We start from the raw sequence: 24,618 nt of genomic DNA on the forward strand, positions 1-24,618 counted from the left end.
GAAAGGAACTCATATGAAACCATCAACCATTAACCAAACGAGTAGACATGAATCAATGGATGCGATTTTACAAGATGTAAAGACAACCATTTTACAAACCAACGAAATCGAACGCTTCGCTGTTTTTTCACGTGAAAAAACCATTCGACCGCGGCCGTATCACCTCTCTCATTTATTTCTCGACAAGCACATTGAGCAGGAGGCCGCAGCGGAAGCGATACAGACGCAAAAGGCTGTACCTGCTTTGGCCGATATGCCGCCCGCTCTTTCCTATGGAGGGGATCTCGACGTCACACAAGGCGCACAGACCTTACAGGACGTCTTAACAGAGGCTGCAAAAACGACAAATGGGCTTACGTATATCGTGAATAGCAAGAACGAACTCACACAATCTTATGCGCAGTTACAAGGGGACGCCGAGAGGGTTCTGACTGGTTTAAGGGCACTGGGGCTTAAGGCAGGCGATCCTGTTTTCTTTCAATTCTCATCGAATCATGCCATGGTCACTGCCTTTTGGGCATGTGTATTAGGCGGATTTGTTCCAACGCTTGTGTCGGCTGCCCCAACCTATCGGGAGATGAATGCTGCAGTGAAGAAGCTTCATCACGCTTGGAAGCTGCTCGAGCATCCGCTCATCCTAACAGATGACTCACTGATCGAGGAGGTGCAAGGGTTAGCCTTACTGTGGCATACAGACCAATTACGTGTCGCAGCAGTTGAGCCGATGCTGACATTAGAAAGAGATACAGCCGCTCACCCTGCCGCGCCAGATGATTCCGTCTTCTTTATCTTAACGTCTGGAAGTACAGGGATGCCAAAGTGTGTAGAGCATTCCCATAGAAGTGTGCTGGCGAACGTCAAAGGAACAGTGGCAGCAAATCAATTTACACAAGAGGATGTCTCGTTAGACTGGATGCCTTTAGATCATATTGGTGGCATCGTGATGTTCCACCTTGTCAATGTGTACACAGGCTGCGAGCAGATTCGGGCAAGAACAGATGACTTTATCGCTCAGCCGCTGCGGTGGCTTGACTGGATGGACCGCTACCGTGCAACGAAGACGTGGGCACCTAACTTTGCATTTGCGATGATCAATGATTATGAGAAAGAGATTTCATCAGGATCTTGGGATCTGTCGGCGATGACCTGCATGATCAATGGGGCAGAGGCGGTCGTGCCAAAAACCATCCACCGATTTCTACACCTGCTTGCTCCGCACGGCTTAAAGGGAGATGTGATCAGACCGGCTTTTGGCATGTCTGAAATCTCATCAGCGGTTGTGTTTTCCTTTGCGATTGAGCGTGGAGATGAAAACAGCGGGGTTCTGACTTTTGAGGAAACGTCGCTGACAGAGCAGCTAAGACCAGCAGAAGCACGTGAGACAGGAACCGTCAGCTTTACAGAGTTGGGCAAACCGATTCCAGGTATCACGATACGCATCGTCAATCATCAGCATGAGCTTCTTCCAGAAGATCATATTGGCCGTGTGCAAATAAAAGGTCCAACCACCATGAAGGGCTATTACCGGAATGACGAAGCGAATCAAGAAGTATTTCAAGCGGATGGCTGGTTTCACACGGGTGATTTAGGTTTCCTGCACGAAGGAAGGCTGACACTAACCGGTAGAGAAAAAGACATGATTATCATCAACGGGAAAAACTATCACAACTATGAAATTGAAGCCATAGCAGAGGAAGTACCGGGAGTAGAAACGAGCTTTGTGGCTGCTTGTTCCGTCCGAATGGAGGCTTCTGCATCCGATGAACTGATTCTCTTTTTTACACCGAAGCTGTATGAGCCAGCTTATATTATGAGGGCAAGTCAGCACATTAAATCCCATATTGCAACAAAAATGGGCTTGTCTGCATCTCGCATCATTCCTGTCCAGAAGCATGCATTTCCCAAAACAAGCTCTGGAAAAATAGAAAGGGCACAGCTCAAGACAAGATGGCAAGAAGGCGAATTTGATGAAATGATCATGGAAATGGACATGAGACTTGAAAATGAACATACCTTGCCTGATTGGAGTTATCAAAAGAAGTGGATACCTGCTCCACTTGATGCAGCTGACAAGCAGATCATAGGGGACGTTGTGATCTTTGCAGATCCATTAGGACTGGCAGATCAATTGAAATCTTTTGCAAACAGTGAACAAACATACATTACGGTTGAACCGGGTCAAGCGTTCAAACAACTCACACACACTCACTTCATCATCCACCCGAATCGGCCGTCTGACTACGAACAACTCTTTGAGACGCTCCGTTCGTATGGCGTTTCGGTGAAACACATCATTCACCTTTGGAACTATACAAACCAAGAAGACAAGCTTTATGTGTCCAAGGCAAAACAAGCGCAGAAAACGGGCAGCATGAGTGCATTATTTTTAACAAAAGCCATTTCCGTCTATGAGGAGCAGGTGGCCATCACTTTTGTCTCAGCCCATGCGATGAATGTGCCGGGGGATCATATCCACGATGTAGAAAAAGCAACGACAGCCGGACTGATGACAGCAGTTCAGCATGAATGGCCGTTTATCAAGGTGCAATGTCTTGATTTTTCTCTAGCAGAATCGGTATCTAGTCATTCCCATGCAATGGCGATGATGGCAGAACTTACACATGACCAAGACCGTCATGTTGCTGCTTATCGTCAAGGTGTTCGTTATATTCCCTTTTTAGCACCTCTTCATTTGGAAAAGGAACAGAAAAGGGAAGAGCCGCCATTTGAATCATCTGGGCTTTATGTCATAACAGGCGGGCTAGGCGGAATTGGACGTTTAGTCAGTGAACACCTACTGACATCTTATCAAGCACATCTCGTGTTGCTTGGAAGGAAAGAGAGAGAGGCACTTTCTAGTGACCAGCAAGAGACATTGTCTTTGCTAGAAAAGCAGGCAAAAGTGCATGGCGGCAAGGTTCTTTATGAGAAAGCAGACATCACGGCTGAAAAAGAGGTAGAAGCAATCATCTCTAGACATGAGGTCGCCGGAAATCGAAGGCTGGATGGCATCATTCATTTCGCAGGTATTATTCAAGAAGAACTGCTTGCTGATATGACATCTGTGTCTCTGAATGACATGTACGAAGCAAAGGTATATGGAACGATTGCGCTTCATGAAGCTGCCTCCAAACGTAGGAATGTTTTATTTCTTTCCAGCTCGTCAGCCCGAACGCTAAAGGGCGGTATGACTGTCGGCGCCTATTGCGCTGCCAATGAGTTCGTGGAACAGTTTGCTCATTATCAGAAGCTGACATCTACAGTGAAGCCATATTGCTTTAGTTTCAGCATGTGGGACGAGATTGGCATGAGTGAAGGCTCCATGATAAAAGGCATGTTAAAAGAAAGAGGTTATCTACCAATTTCAAAGCAGGCAGGCTTCCAAACAATGCTCGCATGTCTGATGACAGATGCTCCGCTCATTTATGCGGGATTGGATCGATCGAAGAAAGAGATTCACGAGATGATCCATGCGGATGCGGAGATGCAAACAGAGCAGACCTTTTACGTCTTTTTCAAAACTGATCAAACAAAGGCGGTGGAAGAGCGGCTTTATCAATCGATTCATACGTGTTTACAGTCCCGTCTATCTGGTGAATATGCCGTGCATTTGTTTCCTGAGGAATATTGGAAAGAAACAGAAGATGGATCGCCAGACGAGGCATATTTTCATGAATTAATAGAGGAAAGCGGAATGGATTCAGACAACAGAGCACCTCACACAGAAACGGAGAAACTGCTCGCACACATTTGGTCAGAGTTGCTCGATGTCTCGGATGTCAGCTGCGGCGATCATTTCTTTTTACTAGGAGGCCATTCGCTGAAGGCGACGCAAATGCTGTCTGCGGTTAGGCAAAAAACAGGGTTTGACGTGCCGCTTGCTGTGTTGTTTGAACATACGAGACTCGGAGAATTAGCAGACTGGATCGATTCAAATGCCAAAGCAGATGAAGTGATTCCGATGAGAAAAATGGAGAAGGGTCAGGAAATTCCGATGTCTTATGCCCAGCAAAGACAGTGGTTCCTCTATCAATTAGAGCCGGATCTGCCATTTTACAATAATACGATTTCGTTTCGGATGAATGGGCCTTTAGATATCAAGGTGCTTCAGGAAAGTCTGCATCATATGGTGGAAAGGCATGAATCGCTCAGAACGTCCTTTACGATGAGCGGGGATGAACCGGTACAGGTCATTCATGAACAGATGGCCCTGCCAGAGCTTGAGGTGATGGACCTTTCAGGCATAGCGTCACAGGAAGAGAAAGAACAAAAAGCGGCTGAATGGGCGAAAGAAGAGGCATCCACACCTTTTCAATTAGAACACGAAGCGCTCTTTCGAGTGAAGCTGATTCGACTTTCACCCGCAGAGCATATCTTGCTTATGTCCATTCACCACATCGTGTCAGATGGCTGGTCGATTGGCATTGTTGCAAGAGAATTATCTGAGTGGTATACAGCGGCGATCGAAGGGCGGGAGCCTCACTTGCCGGCATTGCCTATTCAATATGCGGATTACGCACTGTGGCAGAAGGAGTATTTGACAGGAGAGCCATTGCATAAGCAGCTTGCCTATTGGAAGGAGCAATTTGCGGCACCTGTTGAAGATTTGGTATTGCCGTATGATCATCCGCGGCCGGCCGTTCAATCCTACAAAGGGAAGACGAAAACATATCAGCTGTCGAAGTCGCTGTCTAAAAAGATTGAGGCGCTATCCAAGAAAACAGACAGCACACTGTATATGACCTTGCTCTCGGCTTTCTCTACGCTTTTACATCGATTGTCTTCACAGGATGAGTTTGTCATTGGCTCGGTCATTGCTGGGAGAAATCGAACGGAAATGGAGCATTTAATCGGATTTTTCGTGAATACATTGGCGCTTCGGATCGACCATAGCGGGAATCCAGCCTTTACGGAATTATTAGAGCGAGTGAAGGAGACAACTGTCGGTGCTTATGCACACCAGGATGTGCCGTTTGAGATGGTGGTCGATGAATTGAATATTGTGCGTGATGCCAGTAAGCAGCCGCTGTTTCAGGTCATGTTCGTTCTGCAAAACCTACCGCTTGAAGCATCTCCAATGGGGGAGGCGACGTCGGTTTTAGCCATTGAAGATAATGATACAGCGAAATTTGATCTCTCCCTGTTTGTGTTTGAAGGAGCTGAAGGTCTTCAGTTAAAACTTGAGTATCAAGCGGATTTATTTTCTGATGACACGATGGAGCGATTCCTTGCATACTACGAGCACCTGCTTGAAGGAATTTGTGAAAATCCAGCGCAGCCGATCAGACAAGTGAATTTCCTGCCAGAGAAAGAAAAGCATCAATTGCTCTATGAATGGAGCGGAAAGACTGATCAACCAAAAGGTCCGCTGCTTATGACGGAACGATTTGAAGCGCAAGTGAAAAAGACACCTCATGCAGTGGCGCTCGAGTTCCAGGGAGATGAGTGGACGTACCAGGAGTTACACGAGAAAGTCGATCGTCTTGCAGCCTATTTGCAGCAGCGAGGCGTGACGCCGCATGAACCAGTTGGACTGCTCATCGACAGATCGCCTGAAATGATTCTTGGGGTGCTGGCCATTGTGAAAGCAGGAGGGGCTTATGTGCCAATTGATCCTGAATATCCAGATGCCCGCATTGACTATATGCTGAGAGATACAGGGATTCGGCTTTTACTGACAAAAAATGAATGGCTGAAAAAAGTATCCATTCATCAAACGGAGCTCATTTGTCTTGATCAAGGGTATGAAGAATTTTTACCAGAAGCAGAGGTCATGCCCGCTGCACTAAGACCTGATGGACTTGCTTATATCAATTACACATCGGGGTCAACTGGACAGCCAAAAGGAGTACTGATCCCGCATCAAGCGGTCGTCCGGCTTGTGTGTGAAACAGACTATGTCACCCTTGATGAACAAACGCGCATTTTACAAATCGCTAGCTTCTCTTTTGATGCATTTACGTATGAAATATGGGGAGCCCTTTTAAACGGGGGAAGGCTCATACTGACGGATCGAAATACCATTTTATCAATGGATACATTAGCGGAAGCACTAAAAACTTATCAGATTACAACAGGGTTTCTGACTGTGCCGCTGTTCAACCGTTTAACAGAAGAACATCCAGAAGCTTTATCTGGACTTCATGCATTATTGATCGGCGGAGATGCCTTATCAGCCGCTCATATCCGAAAAGCACTACCGTATTTGCCTGAAGGGCTTTTAAATGGATATGGACCAACAGAGAATACGACGTTCTCCTGTGTGCATCACATTCGAGCACTAGAAGAAGATCAGGCGACGGTCCCGATTGGACAGCCTATTGCTTATTCACAAGCTTATGTATTAGATGACCAAATGCAGCCAGTTCCGCAAGGCGTCATCGGCGAAATTTATGTTGGCGGCACAGGGCTAGCACTTGGTTACCTTGGAGATGAAGAAAAAACAGCATCATCATTTATCCCGCATCCTTTCCAAGAAGGAGCGCGTTTATATAAAACAGGCGATATGGGCCGCTGGCTGTCAAATGGCATCATTGACTGTCTTGGAAGAATCGATCATCAAGTGAAAATTCGTGGACACCGCGTGGAATGCGGAGAAATTGAAGCCGCTATGCTGACATTTGATGACATCACAGAATGTGCCGTTATCCCGCATCAGCACGAGAGTGGTCATAAGCGATTGATCGGTTATTTTGTCCAAAAAGGCGGCATGACCACGCAAGACATTCGCCATAACTTAAAAGACATTCTGCCAGATTATATGGTGCCAAGCCTATTAATAGAGCTGGATGAATTACCGCTCACGCCAAATGGCAAGGTAGACCAAAAGCGTCTTCCACCGCCAGAGTGGAGACAAGAAGAAGTAGAAACAGCCATTGACAAAGCAGCTACTGAGGAAGAACGTGTGTTAGAAAAAGTGTGGTCTCAGCTGCTAGGCGTTCCTTCTATTGGCGTCCATGATAACTACTTTGAGCTTGGCGGAGATTCCATTATTGTCATACAAATGGTGGCACGCTTAGCACAGGAAGGCTACGTCATCCAGCCGAGAGATGTATTTGAAAAACAGACCATCTCACAACTCGCACAAGCGATGAGAAAGTCAGAGGTCTCTACGGTCTATGATCAATCACCTGTGACAGGAGAGGTTCGTCTTCTCCCGATTCAATCTTGGTTCTTTGAGCAATCGATGACCAATCAAGATTATTGGAATCTCTCGGCGCATATTGAAATGAAGCGATCTGTTCCACATGAACAGTTAACACAGGTTCTTTCAAAACTGGTCGATCATCACGATATGCTGAGAGCTATATATACAAAAGAGGCAGATGGCACATGGATTCAAACCATTCGTGAGCCTGGTGTCACACCTTGTGTCACATTCTTTGATGTGACAGATGTGTCTCAAGAGGAAGCACGGGAACAAATCCGCTTGGAGACAAATGCCTGTCAAGGAACATTGTCATTAGAGCGTGGAGAAGTGATCAAAGCGATTCTTTTTCATACAGGTGAAGACACGTCTGAGCTCTTTATTGCTGCACACCATCTCGTCATGGATGGCATATCATGGCGCATAATACAAGAAGATGTACTAAATGGATTGAAACAGCTTGCTTCGGGGCAGGACATCCTATTTGCGAAAAAAACCGCCTCCTATAAGCAGTGGGCAGATGCCTTATATGAATATGCACAAACAGATCAATTACAAGCGCAGGCCTCTTTTTGGCAAAAAATCAAGGATCAAGAGGAAGAAGGTTCTCCTTTCCAACTGCCTGCGCTTTCTAATATAGAAGAACATGCAGAGATCCTGTCGGTTCAGCTCACAAAGGAACAAACAGATATGTTACTTAGACAGGCCTCACAAGCATACCGAACAGAGATTAACGATTTACTGTTATCAGGCCTCACGCAAGCCATTGGAAAGCCAATGCTCATCACGTTAGAAGGGCATGGACGCGAGGATTTATTTGAACAGATGGATTTGTCACGGACAGTCGGCTGGTTTACAAGCTCTTATCCTATTTTTATTCCTTTTATTCAAACCGATGTTGCAAGACAAATCAAAGACGTCAAAGAAACCTTACGAGCTGTGCCGCAAAAGGGAATCGGCTACGGTTTGCTTCAATACATGACAGAATCTCGTTTACTCAAAACGGTAACGCCGCAGATGAGCTTTAATTACCTCGGTCAGTTAGATCAGGCAGATGGCGAAGCCAAGCTGTATATAGCAGACGAGCGAAATGGACATGTTCACGATCCGAAAGCAGAAAGACAGCATTTGATCGATGTGTATGGATATGTGACAGATGGTCAGTTGCAGATGAACTTTATGATCAATCGTGAACTGCTGCAAGATCAAGAGGTGCGGTTGTTACCTGAGCGTTTTAAAGAAAAAATGGAGATCATCTTGACGCATTGTGTTGAAACGAGCGGCGGCTTTACACCATCTGATTTTCCGATGGTTCAGCTCACGCAAAAGCAATTAGATGAACTTCCAGACAATGTAGTCGATGTGTATCCACTGTCTCCAATGCAGCAAGGAATGCTGTTTCATGCACTGCTAGATCAAGATTCACAAGCTTATTTTGGTCAGGTGCATATGACGCTCCAAGGCTTAACAAACGGCGATGCCTATGAACAAGCTTGGAATCTTCTTGTAGAACGACATTCGATTTTGAGAACAAAATTCGCTTGGGAAGGGCTGAAGGAGCCTGTTCAGTTCATTCAATCAGAAGGAAGCATCCATCTCACTCAGCACGATGTGCGCCACCTGAGTGACGAGGAGCAAGAAGAGACAATCGAACACTTTTTAATATCTGATCGTTCAAAGGATTTCCATTTAGACCATATAGATGAACCGCTAATTCGGATTGCTTTATTCCGTTGTGATGAGGAAAGATGCACGTTTGTCTTTAGTTTTCATCACATTTTAATCGATGGCTGGAGTTTGTTCAGTTTTATTCAGGAATCCTTTGCACTGTATCGCTCTCTTGTGGACGACCGAGAGATCAGTCTTTCTACAGTCCGTCCATATAAAGATTTTATCGAATGGCTGCAAAAGCAGGATCAAGAGAAGGCGCAAGAATTCTGGCAGCGTTATATGTCAGGCGTAGAGGAAGCGACACCGCTTCCAGGAGACGGCGAAGAACATGCTTTAGACCAAGAAGTAAGCATGGCGCAGTCCAGCGTCAAATTGACGCCAGAGATGCAGCAGAAGCTGGAGAAGATGACTGGCAAGCAGAAGATCACGATGAGCACACTGATTCAATCAGCGTGGGGACTGCTCTTGCACCTTCATTCGGGCGCAGAGGATGTCATATTTGGGGTGACCGTATCTGGCCGGCCAGCCGACTTACCAGAAGTGGAAAGCATGACAGGGCTCTTTATTAACACATTGCCGCTTCGTTTACCGATCCATTCGGACTGGACGATTGCACGATTGCTCGCCCATACACAGGAAACCGTTTTTCAGATGAGAGAATACGAGTATACCGTACTGCCAGATATTCAGCAGATGACGGAAATTCCAAATGGAGAGGCATTGTTTCACAGCATTGTCGTGTTTGAAAACTATCCGATTGAGTCCATTGAGCCGTATGGCGTACGCATTTTAGACATCGCCAGTCATGAAGAAACAAATTATGACTTAACCCTTGTCGCAGTGCCGGGAGATACGCTGGAGCTTCGGATCACATACAACTTAAATCAATATACAGAAAAGCAAATACAAACGCTGATGCAGCAGCTGATTCACACACTTGAAGCCATGACAGAACAAGTGGATACGCCGCTATCTTCCTTCACAATTGTGACAAATGAGGAAAAAGAGCGGATGATCAGTGATTGGGCGAAAAACGCACATGTCAGCGTGCTATACCCAGACCAAGAAGAAGTTTATGCAGGCGTACATGATCCTGCCTATGAAACGGAAATATATGTCCTGAATGAAGAACATCAGCTCATGCCGATTGGATTTCCTGGAGATATTTTTATCGGCGCCAAAGAGATCAAAGCACTTTTTGGAGAGCTAGCCGATTGGATGGAGGCGCATAAAATTCCGCATCCATTCAAACATCAAACAGGCGAATACCTTTATCCGACAGGGGATGTCGGCGTTTGGACGGAAGAAAGCAAGATTCAGATTTTGGATTGGATGTAGGAGGAGAAGAAGAATGCTAGTTAGTAGACGAAAAGGAAATGCAGCAAATCATATTGTCAGGATCAATGGAAAACGAATCGATCTCAAAGCATTAGAGAAAGTCTTCATGCTTCACTTTCCACTAAAGGAATGTGCGCTCATCCCGAAGAAAAATCAAGAAGGAGGCCTATCGCTTGTGCTGTTTGCACAGGCGAAGGACCCTTCGCTGACAAGAGAGGATTTGATGAAAGGCCCGCTTCATCCTGATGAAGTGCCAGCCGCACTCGTCCTCGTCTCTTCCTTGCCGCGAAAAGAAAGTGGAGCGGTCGATACCGAGGCGCTGCTTGCCATTGATGTACTAGATGAAGAGGAACGAAGAAAGATAGAAGAGCGCACGAAAGCCATAGATGGAGTAGAGGAAGCAGCTGTTTTGATAGAGAGTCAGACAGAAAAACAAACACCTTATCATTTAGATGACCTCTTCCCGGATAGACAGCGTACAAATGGAAACGAATCGTTTTCAAAAGATGAAGTCAGCCAAACCATACAATCCTCCGTACAAGAAAAACCACCAGCTCTTGTTTATGGAGGTGATGTGATCAGAAAACCAGGTACACCAGTCACATTGACAGAGGTACTGATCCGAGCCGCCTTTATGTCACCAAATCGCGGAGTCACGTATCTCAAAGAAGGCGGTCATGAGGTGATCCAGACTTACCCGGAATTGCTCACAGGAGCGGAACGTGTCCTATCTGGATTAAGGGCAGCCGGACTTTCAAACGGCGATCAAGTGCTGCTTCAATTGAAAGATCATCAAGATTTTATCACGGTATTCTGGGGCTGTATTCTCGGTGGAATCATTCCAACCCCAGTCTCTGTACCGCCTGTGTATGATGAAATGAATCAAGGCGTGAACAAGCTCAAGGGCGTGTTTCAGCTGCAAAATGAGCCATTCATTATTACAAACGAAGCGAGTGCTGAGGACATTGCAGGACTGCGTAAAACATTTGAATCAAAAGCGATTCCGATTTTAACAATCGAAACATTACTTGCCTGTGATCCAGATGAACAGCATTATGAGCCAGAGCCGGATGAGCCTGTGCTTCAGCTGCTGTCCTCAGGAAGTACGGGTGTGCCAAAGTGTATCCGGCACAACCATCAAAGCATTTTATCTAGAATCATTTCCTTTGAGCAGGCAAATGGTTTCACGCATGAGGATGTATCAATGAACTGGATGCCGCTTGATCATGTAGGGGGCATTGTCATGTTTCATGTCCATGATGTGTACCTCGGCTGCCAGCAAATTAGTCCATCCATTGACCAATTTATCGAACGTCCGATGGTGTGGCTGGATTGGGTAGAAAGATACGGTGTCACAAGGACGTGGGCGCCAAACTTTGCCTTTGCGATGATGAATGAATATGAAGACGACATTCGCAAAGGGAGCTGGGATCTCTCCACCTTGACTTATATCATGAACGCCGCCGAAGCAGTTGTTCCTAAAGTGACGCAGCGTTTCATGCACATCATGGGTGAGCACGGATTAAGCCGCCATGCGATGGTGCCGGCTTATGGCATGTCAGAAACATCATCAGCCATTGTCCAGTCAAAAGAATTCATGCGTCATGATGATCAGGGTGGACAGCTGACCATTGATCAGACCTCATTAACAAGTGAGATTCAATATGTGACGCACGATCATCCGCACAAGATGACTTTTACAGAAGTCGGTGCACCCATCCCTTCTGTATGGATTCGGATTGTAGATGAGCATCACCAAGTGTTGCCAGAAGATCAAGTCGGCCGCTTGCAGGTGAAGAGTCCAACGATTATGATGGGCTACTATCAAAATGAGGAAGCCAATGAAGAAGTATTTGCGGAAAACGGTTGGTTTCATACAGGAGATTTAGGATTTATTCATGAAGGGCGCCTAGTCCTCACAGGACGAGAAAAGGATATCATCGTTATCAACGGAGCGAACTATTTGAATTACGAAATTGAAGCCGTTGTGGAAGAAGTTGAGGGGGTTGAAGTCACCTTTGCCGCTGCGTACGGCATTTACAATCCCGAATCAAGTAATGACACACTTGCCGTCTTTTTTGTCACGCAGAAGGATTCGATAGAGGATCAAATCACAATGATTCAGCAGATTAGAGAGAGCATCATTCGCAAAATGGGAATCGAACCTGACCATATCATTCCGGTGAAAAAAGACCAATTTCCGAAAACAGAAAGCGGAAAAATCCAACGTGCCCAACTAGGTGCGGCACTGAAAGATGGGGTATTTCATGACATTGAACGTGCACTTGATCTTGCTTCAGAAAATGAACAAACCCTCCCAGATTGGTTCTTTAAACGTATTTGGGTAAAAGAGAATATCGGTCCATCTCAGCCAGTCTCCACTGATCATGTACTCGTATTTGAGGATGAAAAAGGGCTTTATCAATCGCTTTATACCCAATTTGAACAAATGAACCTGCCTTATGTTTCTGTGAAAAAGGGTTATGAATTTTTACGCCTGTCAAAAGGGATGTATCAGATGAACCCTCGAATCAAAGGGGATTACGTCAGGCTTGTGGCGGCGCTTGAAGCCGATGAATTAAAGATTGACCGTATGCTCCACTTGTGGAATGTATCAGACAGGGAGATGATTGCCAGCCCTGCGCAGTTCAAAGAACTGAATGCAAGCACTAGCCAATCCATTTTGTATTTGTATCAAGCATTGAGACAAGAAAATAAAGAGCCGATGCGTCTCGTTGTTGTCACAAAAGGTGGTCAATTTGTAAAACCGCAAGATGAGCTTCATGTGGAGAAAACGTCTCTTGCCGGATTATTAAAAACCATCCCGCAAGAATGGGAAGGGGCAGAAGTGTCTCACCTTGATATTGAAGCGGAGAATGTGGAACAGGATGCCAAGCATATTGCGGACGAACTAGGTGCGATTCATTTGAAAGCAGAAGTGTCTTACCGGCATGGCCAGCGCCTCGTACCAAAGCTGGAAAAAGTGAATATGATGACGGCACCTCAGACAGAAGGGTTTTTAGAATATGAAGGCTTGTACTTGCTGACTGGCGGGCTTGGCGGTATTGGATTTGAACTGTCTAAGCAAATGCTCCAATTTGGCTTGAAGCTCGTGTTAATTGGACGGACATCCCTTGAAGAAGACAGAGAAAAAGAGGCGTCATTCTCACAGCTTAAAGGTCTGGGAGACGTCCTTTATGTACAAGCCGATGTGACGAATTTATGTGACGTCGAGCAGGCGATTTATGAAGCAGAAAAGCATTTCGGACAGTCGATCCGAGGAGCGCTTCATTTAGCCGGTGCTGGCAATGTATCTGAGCACTTTCAGCATGTGGATACGTACACACTGGCTCATACGACAGAAGAAGATTTCGTCAAAGAACTTTCAGGGAAGGCAGATGGTGCTTGGGTGCTACAAGAAGCCTTCAAGCATGACCCGTCAGTTCCACTCGTCTTTTTTGGATCAGTGAATGGCTATTTTGGCGGCACAACATTTGGTGCATATTCTGCGGCAAACAGCTTTTTAGATGGACTCGCACATGCCCTTACCTATCATGAGGGAAGAAGAGCGATTTCGTTGAATTTCAGTATGTGGGATAATCTTGGTTTGTCTAAGGGACATACTGGGGCTGCGCTAACCGTTCGCAAGGGCTTTCAATTGATTGGAAAAAAACAAGGGCTCCATTCATTATGTCTAGGTGTTCGGCTGAATGAAGCGCATCTATTTATCGGCCTAGATGGGGCGAATCAAGAAATCGCTGAACATCTTCAACCAGCACCAATGCCGCTTTTTGAAAAGAAACTGTACTATACGGTGCAATCAGGCAAAGAAGTGGATGCTGACAAGATCACAGACATCATAGAGGGGAAATGGGACATCAGGCAAGTGGAAGATATACCGAAAAAACAAGATGGCTCTATTGATCACGAAGCCCTCAAACAGTTCCATCACAAACACGCACAGCCGTTTGAAAAGCAATTGCCAGAAACGAAGACAGAGCAGGTGCTTGCGGCCATATGGGAGGATATTTTAGAAGTCGATCGTGTGTACAAAGAGGATCAATTCTTTGATCTTGGTGGACATTCATTAAAGGCCACTCAAACGATTTCTCGTATTAATCATGAGTTTTCAATAAAGGCACCGCTAAAAATATTGTTTGAAAGCAAGAATCTGGCACACTTGGCACAAATGGTCGATGACATCAATGGAGCACCAGCCATTCAGGAAGCCAGCATTCCAAAGCTGGAAAAACGAACAAGCTATGAGCTGTCACATGCTCAAAAGCGAATTTGGTTCTTATCTACATTAGAAAAGAGCCATCATTACAATATATTAGGTGCTTGGAAGCTGATGGGCCAATTACACATCCAAACGTTAACAAAAGCGATCGGTCTCTTAACAAAACGTCATGAAGCACTGCGCGCAACATTTCAAACCATTGGCGGCAAGCCGGTTCAAGTCATCCGTGAAGACCTTCCGCCATCAGTAACCGTTGCGAATTTCTCATTATTTAATGAAAAAACAAGAGCGAGAAGATTGGAACAGCTGATTCAGCAAGAGGCGAACCGCATCTATGACTTAGAACGGGGACCGCTTGCACAGTGGACAATTGTTGATATGGGGAAAGAGGAATATTACTTGCTTTGTGCGCAGCATCATATCATTTCCGATGCATGGTCGCTCAGCCTGCTTATTCAAGAATTAGAAGTCGTGTATGGTGCGCTATTATCAGAGGAAACGCCTGAGCTACCTGCACTTGAGGTTGAATGGACCGATTATGTTCATTGGGAGAATGAGCAATTAAAGAACCACCAGAAGGCTCAGAGCTATTGGCTTGAAACGTTACAAGGAGAGTTGCCGGTATTAGAGCTCCCGTTTGACCGTCCTCGTCCGCCGGTTCAAACATTTAATGGGGCTACAGAGCAAATCGTGATAGATGAACCGCTTGTTCGTCGTTTACATGCCTTGTCGAGGCAGCAGGGGACAACACTATTTATGACGATGTTGTCAGCCTATTATGTCCTGCTTCACAAGTTGTCTGGACAAACAGATGTCATTGTTGGATCGCCGATCGCTGGCCGTGATGTCGAACAATCAGAGAAGCTCGTCGGCATGTTTGTCAATACGTTGGCGCTGAGACAGGACGTTTCAACAGCCGATACCTTTGCCGATTTACTGGCAAAGGTGAAAGAAATGACGTTAAAAGCCTTTGAGCATCAGCATTATCCATTCGACAAGCTTGTGGATGACCTTTCAATTGATAGAGACCTAAGTCGTTCGCCGATCTTCCAAGTCGCCATGGGGTATGTCACTGATTCGCTGGATATCAACCTAAAAGGACTGACATCGGAACAAGTGATGGTCCATCATACCGTCTCTAAATTTGATCTCACCTTGCATGTATTTGAGCAGGAGGACAAGCTGTCTATCCATGTGGAATATAATACGGATTTATTTGAGCAAGAAACGATCCACCGTATGATGAATTATTATCTCAATCTGTTAGATGGCATGACGGCTCAGCCTGAACGGACATTTGCTGACTTTTGCGTCATGGACAAAACAGAACAGGATGCCATGATCATAGGGAAAAATCAAACTGACACGCCTTATCCAAAGCGTAAGCTGCAAGAATTATTTGAAGAACAAGTGCAGCGTGACCCGCACCGGATTGCTGTATCTTATATGGAAGAGCATATGACGTATCAAGATTTAGACGAGAAGGCGACAAAACTGGCTGCCTATTTACAGTCAAAGGGCGTTGGACCAGGTTCACTTGTCCCGATGCTGTTTGATCGTTCGTTTGACATGATGGTCTCAGTTCTAGGGATCGTCAAGTCGGGTGCTGCTTATGTACCGATGTCACCTGAGTATCCAGATGCCCGCATCGGTCTGATCGTTCGCGATACACAAAGCGATATCATCTTAACCCAGTCGCATCTGATCAATCGTTTAGACGATCTGAGCGGCACAAAGATTGAAATGGACAAGCCGTTACCAGAAACAGACGCAGTGTATCAAAGGGAAAAATCGATTGTAGGAGAAGACCAGCTTGCCTATGTTAACTACACTTCAGGCTCAACAGGCACACCAAAAGGCGTGATGCTTCCTCATGCAGGTGTGGTCCGCTTAGTGAAAGAAACAAACTATATTGAGCTTGGTTCAGAAGATAAAATGCTTCAGCTGTCTAACTATGCATTTGATGCCTTTACCTTTGAATTATGGGGAATGCTGCTCAATGGCGGTCAGCTGGTTCTGATCCCGAAATATGCTGCTCTGAATATGGACGAATTAACTCGGTTAATCAAAACGCATCAAGTCACAGCCAACTGTTTGCCAACTGCATTATTCAACCGGCTGATTGAGCATGATCCAAAAAGTGTAGCTGGATACCGTACATTACTTGTTGGCGGAGAAGCCATGTCTAGTGAGCATGCACGAAAGGCATTGCCGCATATGAAGGGTGTGCTGATCAATGCTTACGGTCCAACAGAAAACACAACATTAGCGACCACTTATCAAGTCACACACGTACCGGAGGATGCTAGATCAGTGCCAATCGGTGTGCCAGTCGCCAACTCAACGGTTGTCATACTAGATGATCATCTCAATCCAGTACCAACAGGCGTAAAAGGAGAAATCTATATCGGCGGAACAGGGCTGGCGAAAGGGTATCTGCATGACCCAGAGCGTACGGAGGAGCGGTTTATTGACAATCCATTCCCGGCATTAAAAGGGGACAAACTGTATCGTTCCGGTGACCTAGGGAAATGGCGGTCTGATGGCAGTATTGAATACCTTGGCCGAAAAGACAACTTGGTCAAAATTAGAGGCTACCGAATTGAATGTGGAGAAATCGAGACAGCCCTGCTCAAACACCCACAAGTAAAAGAATGTACCGTCATTGCTAAAACGTACGGCAGCTCAAAACGGCTGGCAGCCTACCTTGTCACAGATGGGGGAGAGCCTGTTCCCGGATGGAAAGCATTTTTACAGGAAAGCCTGCCAGGCTATATGATTCCAAGTTACTTTATCGTACTTGACGCAATTCCCGTCACAACGAATGGGAAGGTCGATCAAAAAGCTTTGCCGGAGCCGACAGACGCAGTCTCTTCCTCACATGAAGACGATCAACCGGTAACAGAAACACAGCAGCTGATTGTGACAGCTTTCAGTGAAGTGCTTGGTGTCAAACGAGTAGGAATTCATGATTCATTCTTTGATTTAGGTGGAGATTCCATTATGAGTATTCAAGCCGTTGCCAAATTAAAAGAAAAAGGTGTCCGTGTTGATCCGAAATGGATTTTTATGCACCCAGCGCCAGCACAGTTAGCGGCATATTTGGACACAGTACCAGAAATAGGCGAGCCTGTCGAAAGAGCGCCGAAAGACTATGTAATCGAGTTGAAAAAAGGGGATCCGGCTGAACCGAGAATTTTCTTTGCACCGCCTGCTGGTGGAACGGTGATGGGGTATATCGATGTGGCCAAGCTCATGACACATGAAGGAGCTGTTTACGCCTTGCAGTCTCCAGGCTTATATGAGGATGAAGAACCACAATTCCTTCATTATACAGAGCTTGTCACCATTTTTATTGAAGCCATTGAGACATTCTATCGACCAGGCATTGATTATTTGGCAGGGCATTCTATGGGCGGACATCTTGCTTACGGAATGAATCAGAGACTCTGTCATGCAGGAAAAGCGCCAAAAGGATTGATCATTTTAGATACGGTTCCGGTATTAAGAGATGAGGCAGATCAAGCGCTTCATGCCGATATGAACGAAGAAGAAGTGAAAATGCTCGCCCTCGTCCTAGGTATGGGGAACCTCGTCGGCATCAAACCAGAAGCATTACAAGGGCTCAGTTTCCAAGAAGTGAAGCAGAAAATCCTCAAAGAAGCAGAAAAGGATGAAGTCGTTCATCAATTTATGAATGATCACTATTTAGATAAATACTTGCAAATGCAGACTCATAATACCATCATGTCACAAGCCATTGAATTAGAAAAAGACCCATTCTCTGTGCCGTTTTATATTATACAAAGCAGCGATCACGCCACAGATTTCCAGAAGAAATTTGCCGATTGGGAAGCTTACACGAGAGAAACGTGCTCGTATTATCAAATAAAAGGCGACCATGTGACCATGATGAAAAGACCGCAGGCAGATCAACTTGCGCAGATTCTTGAAACGATCGTAAAGGGGTAAGGACGTATGAACCAATTATTTAAAACCTTTGAAAAAAAATCAGATCTCATTCAGCTTATTTGTTTTCCTTTTGCAGGCGGATATTCCGCCTCTTACCGTCCGCTCTTTGAACAGCTGAAGGACACGGCCGAAGTGACAGCAGCAGAGCCTCCGGGTCATGGAACGAACCTCATGCCGCTTGAAACAAGCATTGACCGGCTGGCTGAATTGTATAAAGAAGGACTGACAGGCAAATTAAACCGTCCATTTATTTTGTTCGGACATTCCATGGGCGGACTTGTGGTGTACAGGCTGACTCAGTTGCTAGAAAGGGAAGGCATCGATCCGGCAGCGGTTGTCATTTCTGCCATTCAGCCACCGCAAACAAAAAGACAAATATTGACCCATTTATCGAATGAAGCATTTGTTCAGCATATCGCTGAAATGGGCGGGATTCCAAAAGAATTGTTAGAGAACAAGCCAATGATGGATTACTTTACACCATCCTTACGTGCCGACTATCAAGCATTAGAATCCTTCCAGCACACAGACAAAACAATCATTAAATCACCCGTTTATTTATTGAACGGAAAGCAAGATAAGAAATGCATGGAAGACGCAGACGGCTGGCTAACATGGGCAAACGCCATCGAACGTACTGATTTCGAAGGAGGGCACATGTATATCAACACACACCTCGAGCAGTTCGCAGAACATATGAGGCATGTCATTGAGCAGACAACAAAAAGGCAATTCATCAGCCAATAAAAGAAAACAACGGCCCCGTCAAACGAGGGCCGTTGTTTTCTATAGCTGAATACCATTTTAAACGTAGAGAAACTGCTATTTAGGATAACATTTCAAAGAATCTTTTTTCAAGCTGACCTTCATCAAATGTTTCTTCGGAAGGTTTTTTTTCTGAATGAACGATTTGTCCTTCATTTATAAAAAGGATCTCGTCACATAAGTTAGCGGCAAATTGAAGGATGTGCGTAGAAAGAATGATCGTTTTATTTTGAGCCTTAAATTCTCTTAGATGTCTTTTCATAAGAGTCATATTTGCTGGGTCTAGACCGGTAAATGGTTCATCTAATAAGATTATAGCTGGATTGTGTAAGGTGGTTAATATAAAAGAAATCCTCTGCCTCATCCCTCGGGATAGAGAAGAAGAGCGAATATGGGCTTGTTTTTCAAGCCCATATTTCTCTAATAAATGTTGAATCTGTTTTGTATTTAACGGTTGCTCAACTAACATGGATTGATATTTAATCAATTCGAAGCATGTTAAGTTTTCAAAAAGTGTTGGATCATCTTCCATGTAACCGACAGTTGAAAAACCATTTTCTATATCTTTTTGTATGATTAATTCACCTTTATCTGGTGAGATCAATCCCGCGATTATTTCAAGAATGGTTGTTTTTCCAGCGCCATTTTTGCCTAATAATCCAACAATTGAGCCTTGATGAAAATGTAATTCATGAATTGATATTTTGAAGTTTGACTCTGTATATTCCTTGATTAGATCATGAATTGAAAGCATACAATCCCTCACTCGAATAATGTTTTAACTGATTTGCAGTTTTTGTTAATCGTTTTATCCCAAAATAAAAACATGATGACGATGATGATCACTGTACAAACAATCATGATCGTATTTGCCGCAATAAAAGAGGCTAGGTTATATGAGGACATAACGGATAAGCCTAAAATGAAACTGAAGCAAAGGTTTAATGTTAATTTGCTCAGTGTGCTAGGAACTTGATACACATACTCCCATTTAAAATAAGGAAATAGAACAGTAGAACCAACTGTGCATACGCCTATTAAAACGCTACTAACTAACAAAGTAAATATCACATAAAAGGGGTGATCTACATTTATTGTAAAAGTAGAAAAGATAGTATATACAGTACAAAAAAACATATGTAATAAAACGGATAATATCAACTTAGAGTTTATTTTGTTCTTTATAAAGTGAGGTAACCTATGTTTTAAAGGAATAATGGGACCATCAACATCAAAAGAGACATAAGATTGAAGGGCGTTAGAAATAAAAATCATAGGGAACATAACACTAAAAATAAACAAAAAATCATTTTCTATATTCATTGTTTCGATTTGGTTTGTATGAACACCATACAGAATGAGAGTAAATAGACCACCAGATATTGAGAATATAAATAGTAAAACCGACCATTGTATTGGAGGGTTTCTCAAAAGAAGGGTGATTTCAAAAAATAAAATATGATCGAAAGATCTTGATGTTGTGTTTTGATGATGTCTATCCTTCTCATCTGAATGGAAGATAGGCGTATATCTAAGGTTCTTTTTCCAATTGATTAACAAAATAAGACTAGTAAGAAAGATCAAAGCAACAAGCGTAAGCACCAATTGGTTAGAAAAAGGAATAGAAAATAATTCGAATTTAAAAACAAAAAACATCCAAGAAGCAATGATCCCAGTGGTGATGTATTGAATCATGGGTGTGATTGAAAAGAATCTAGGTCTAGTAAGAAGTAATAATAAGTTCAATCTAAGTAAATATCCGAATAATAACGAGCTAATGCCTAAGGCTCCAAGAATAAAAGAATGATACAAAGCATGTGTGTTTAAAATCATGCAGAAAGAACCTAAAAAAAAGCATATAAAACCAATCATGACACCGAAAAATTTACTCATATCTTTCCCAAAAATATATTGATCCATATTCAATTTCAAGATGGCCATTTGTTTTTTATCTGAAGAAAATAAGATTCGCATAAGACTTTTATCAAGGTGAATCGTTGTTAAAAAAATGAAAAATGAGATGTAGATGATTGATACGTTTTTGACAAAAAACGCAAGCAGTCCACCTAGGAAGAGTGGTGCTAGTATGTAGTTCATCGCAAATAACACATATAAATAAGGTCTGTTACGTTGATAGTCTCTTAACTCGTTGAGGATCAATATCTTTGTAAATACTATAAATATATGCACTCATAACACGTCCATTTTAGTTTGTATAATAAGGAAAGGTTCTCTCTCCTTATTATACAAAAAAATACAATACAATAAATGGTTTTGTTGTTAGTTTTGTCTAGTTCTTCTGTGTTGAATTCCCCTTCCTCACCACATTCCCGCCAATCACTCCGCCAATAACGAGCACAGCTCCGATGAGGTGAACCATATCAATCGTTTCATGTAAAATAAGCACGCCAGCGGCAATGGTAATGAAAGCAGAAAGATTGTTAAAGATACTCACCTTTGCTGCTTCAAGGTGGGAAAGAGCATAGTTTGATAAATACGCTGTGAGCAGTGATGAGAGAATGCCTAAAAAGAGCATAGACCATACAAAGGATGGCTGCGTAAACGGACTGAAAAACTGCGGTAGTGTAGCATGTACCGAGTGCCGAATGAGAGCAGCAGCATTAAAGAAGACAAATCCAAAGAATGTCATCACGAAAGTCAGTTCAATGACATGGAATCGCCGTGTCATCACCCTGGCAAATACGCTATAGGCACTGGATGATAAGGCTGAAAGTAAGATCAGCACATAACCAATGAGATGAGAATGTTTCACATCAATTCCCTTCACCACAAAGAGGAGCATCACCCCGGACACAGAAAGAATGGTAAACAGCACCTGAATCGAGGTAGGACGTTCCTTTAAACACCATGCTGCAAGCACCATTGTCAAAATAGGGATGGTCGCCTGAATAATGCCGGCCTCTGATGAAGAGGTGAACATCAGCCCCCACACTTGAAATGCAAAAAACAACACAGGATAAAGCAAGGAAAATGGCACAATGTAAATAAGATCACGCCATTGAATGGAAAAACGGTACTTTTTTCGTAAAAATGGAAATAACAAAAGAGCGGCTGCGAAAGAAACGGTAAATCGGTGTGCCAATACATCAATCGGATTCGCTGATGCTAAAGCCACTTTGACAAACAAGAATGAAAAACCAATTATACAGGCGTATGCGATCGAGGCAGCATACGCTTTTTGTTTTGACATATCCATCAGAATTCTCCTTACAAGAGCATGCATGCTTCAGTTGAATTGACCGGTTCTGTCTTTTTATCGTAAACGGATCAAGTAAAGTGTACAATCAGAGTTATTGATATCTGTACCGGTACAAGGAGGGTAGTACTGTGAGGAAATATGATCAGCTTGTGTTGAATATAAAAAACAAAATCGAGAGCGGTGAATACAATGCTGGAATGAAAATTCCATCCATTCGTCACTTAGCGGCTCAATATGCTGTGAGCAAAAGCACTGTCATAAAAGCACTAGACACATTAGAGCGTGAACACTTGCTGTACTCTGTAGAAAGAAGTGGCTATTTTGTCGTGAAAACCAATCAGTCAGCCGTTAAGAAGGGCAGCACATGGATTGATTTTGCTTCCTCTGCGCCTGATCCCATTGTGTTTCCATATGTCGATTTTCAGCACTGCATCAATCAAGCGATTGATCTGTATCAAAATGATTTATTTATCTATGGCACCACCAATGGATTACCATCTTTACTGCCAATCATTTCAAAGCGTTTAACGGATTATCAAGTGTTTGCCTCTCCAGAACAGATCGTCATGACTTCTGGTATTCAGCTGGCTTTATCGATTTTAAGCACCATCCCGTTTCCAAATGGAAAACAGACCATATTGGTCGAACAGCCAGGCTATCACCTATTCCTCCAATACTTAGAGAAAAACCAGCTACCTGTCCGGGGGATTCAGCGGACGGAAAACGGACTCGATCTTCAGGAATTGGAGCGTATCTTCCGAGAGGAGGATATTCGCTTTTTCTATACGATGCCAAGGTTTCAAAACCCGCTTGGAACGAGTCTGTCGAAACAAGAAAAAATAGCAATTGCAGCCCTTGCCGAAGCATATGATGTCTACATCGTTGAAGACGATTATTTGGCTGATTTAGAATTCGATACAAAAAGAGACCCGATCTATTCATATGATCAGGCGGGGAAGGTCATTTATTTAAAAAGCTTCTCAAAAATCATTTTTCCGGGGCTTAGAACAGGTGCTGTCGTCTTACCAAACGAGCTGATTGGCCCCTTTAGTGAACATAAACGGCTTATAGATATCGACAGCTCAATGCTCTCGCAGGCTGCTTTAGAAATTTATTTGAAAAGCGGGATGTTTGAGCGTCATAGAGAAAGGATGCAGGCGACCTATAGAGCTCGATCCAAACAACTTGTGGCCTGTTTGAAAAATGATCAAGGCGCTTATGAGCTGGGAGAAGAGGAGCCAGCTACCCATACCCACGTTCGTGTCGACCGGTCCATTCCGATGAATCAGCTCATTCAGCAGCTAAAAAAGGCTTCTGTGATGGTTCAGCCGATCGACCGCCATTTCATTTCTACTTATCATAAGGAGCCTATACTTCAACTGAACATTTGGCATGTAAAAGAAGAGGATATCGCACGAGGCGTCGATTTGCTCAAGTCATCACTTCAACAAATCACACGTTATTAAGGCGAGACAGCATGTTCTCACAAGTGAGTATCTCGACGTGCTCAGCCGCAGCGGGTTTTCTTGTACAAACCGCCATTTGGTAGGCAGGATCAAGTGAATATGTTTGGACAACGCAAGGGGCTTCGTGATCAGGTAATCTCAAAGTAGCCTGTCCATCCTCTGACAAGCGAGCGGTAAAGGATGAAAGACCATAGGATATTCCCTTCCCTGTCAGCTTGATAAAAGCCTCCTTCATGGACCATAAATGAAAGAAATAGGCTTCCTGCCGTTCTGCTGGCTGTGAGAGTAAATCTTGATATTCGTCAGCTGAAAAAAATCGTTTGGCAATGGCTAAATCAATCGGTTTAATCTCTTCAATATCAATGCCAACAGGCGCATCATCTACTGCGCCGACGACCCAATCACCAGAGTGAGAAAGATTAAAATGAAAAGAAGGAATTTGCCGGACAACAGGCTTTCCATTCCCTTCTGTTTCAAAAATGATCTGTTCCATAGGCAGTGCGTACATCTCATGAATGATGTGACGAATCAGTACCTCACCTAAAAGCGTTCTTCTTGCATCGATCAAAAAACGAAAGCGCTCAGCGGCGGCGCGTTTTTCAAGTGACACAAGAGGCTTCAGCTGTTCTATTTGTTTTCGTGCATTTTTATCATCTAAAGGTTGTAATTGAATAGCGAAAATCTTCATAACGGACCTCAATTTTTTACATTTATTGTACCATTGGATGAACACCTTGCGAAGCATCCTTTTCAATAGAAGGGTAAAGTTGGTCTGCACAAGAAAAGCCATTCTTTTCAT

The 24,618-nt window shown here is 44.0% G+C and carries 8 protein-coding genes; 4 read left to right on the forward strand and 4 right to left on the reverse strand.

Annotated elements, in window-relative coordinates; translation table 11 throughout:
- Window positions 1-13 precede the first annotated feature (13 nt).
- Genes NST15_RS01995 through NST15_RS02005 form a run of 3 tightly spaced genes read left to right on the forward strand, consistent with a single transcriptional unit; the run spans window position 14 to window position 19,115 of the window.
- Window positions 14-10,156 (forward strand): amino acid adenylation domain-containing protein, encoded by a 10,143-nt coding sequence (locus NST15_RS01995; protein WP_342498793.1) that lies wholly within the window; start codon window positions 14-16, stop codon window positions 10,154-10,156.
- Between the two features lie 13 nt (window positions 10,157-10,169).
- Window positions 10,170-18,368, forward strand: coding sequence for an amino acid adenylation domain-containing protein (locus tag NST15_RS02000; RefSeq protein WP_342498794.1), 8,199 nt, complete (start codon window positions 10,170-10,172; stop codon window positions 18,366-18,368).
- Between the two features lie 6 nt (window positions 18,369-18,374).
- Window positions 18,375-19,115 (forward strand): alpha/beta fold hydrolase, encoded by a 741-nt coding sequence (locus NST15_RS02005; protein WP_048001291.1) that lies wholly within the window; start codon window positions 18,375-18,377, stop codon window positions 19,113-19,115.
- 79 nt (window positions 19,116-19,194) lie between these two features.
- Here NST15_RS02005 and NST15_RS02010 read toward each other — a convergent pair whose 3' ends face one another.
- The 3 genes from NST15_RS02010 to NST15_RS02020 form a co-directional block, all read right to left on the reverse strand.
- Window positions 19,195-19,887 (reverse strand): ABC transporter ATP-binding protein, encoded by a 693-nt coding sequence (locus NST15_RS02010; RefSeq protein WP_017358539.1) that lies wholly within the window; start codon window positions 19,885-19,887, stop codon window positions 19,195-19,197.
- Between the two features lie 8 nt (window positions 19,888-19,895).
- Window positions 19,896-21,230 carry a hypothetical protein gene (locus NST15_RS02015; protein ID WP_224559202.1) on the reverse strand — a complete coding sequence of 445 codons (1,335 nt, stop codon included), beginning with the start codon at window positions 21,228-21,230 and terminating at the stop codon, window positions 19,896-19,898.
- Window positions 21,231-21,423: 193 nt separating this feature from the next.
- A complete protein-coding gene (locus NST15_RS02020) occupies window positions 21,424-22,350 on the reverse strand; it encodes a DMT family transporter (RefSeq protein ID WP_017358537.1) in 927 nt (308 codons plus the stop codon).
- A 131-nt stretch (window positions 22,351-22,481) separates the two neighbouring features.
- Between NST15_RS02020 and NST15_RS02025 the strand changes: the two genes are divergently transcribed.
- Entirely contained in the window at window positions 22,482-23,819 is a 1,338-nt protein-coding gene (locus NST15_RS02025; RefSeq protein ID WP_268358200.1) for a PLP-dependent aminotransferase family protein, read from the forward strand.
- Here NST15_RS02025 and NST15_RS02030 read toward each other — a convergent pair.
- Window positions 23,806-24,507: a 4'-phosphopantetheinyl transferase superfamily protein gene (locus NST15_RS02030; RefSeq protein WP_342498795.1), complete on the reverse strand. Its 702-nt coding sequence runs from the start codon at window positions 24,505-24,507 to the stop codon at window positions 23,806-23,808. The two genes, NST15_RS02025 and NST15_RS02030, sit on opposite strands and share 14 nt — an antisense overlap.
- Window positions 24,508-24,618: the final 111 nt, after the last annotated feature.

It is taken from the genome of Bacillus sp. FSL R5-0820 (assembly GCF_038593385.1).
Classification (GTDB): Bacteria; Bacillota; Bacilli; order Bacillales; family Bacillaceae; genus Bacillus; species Bacillus altitudinis.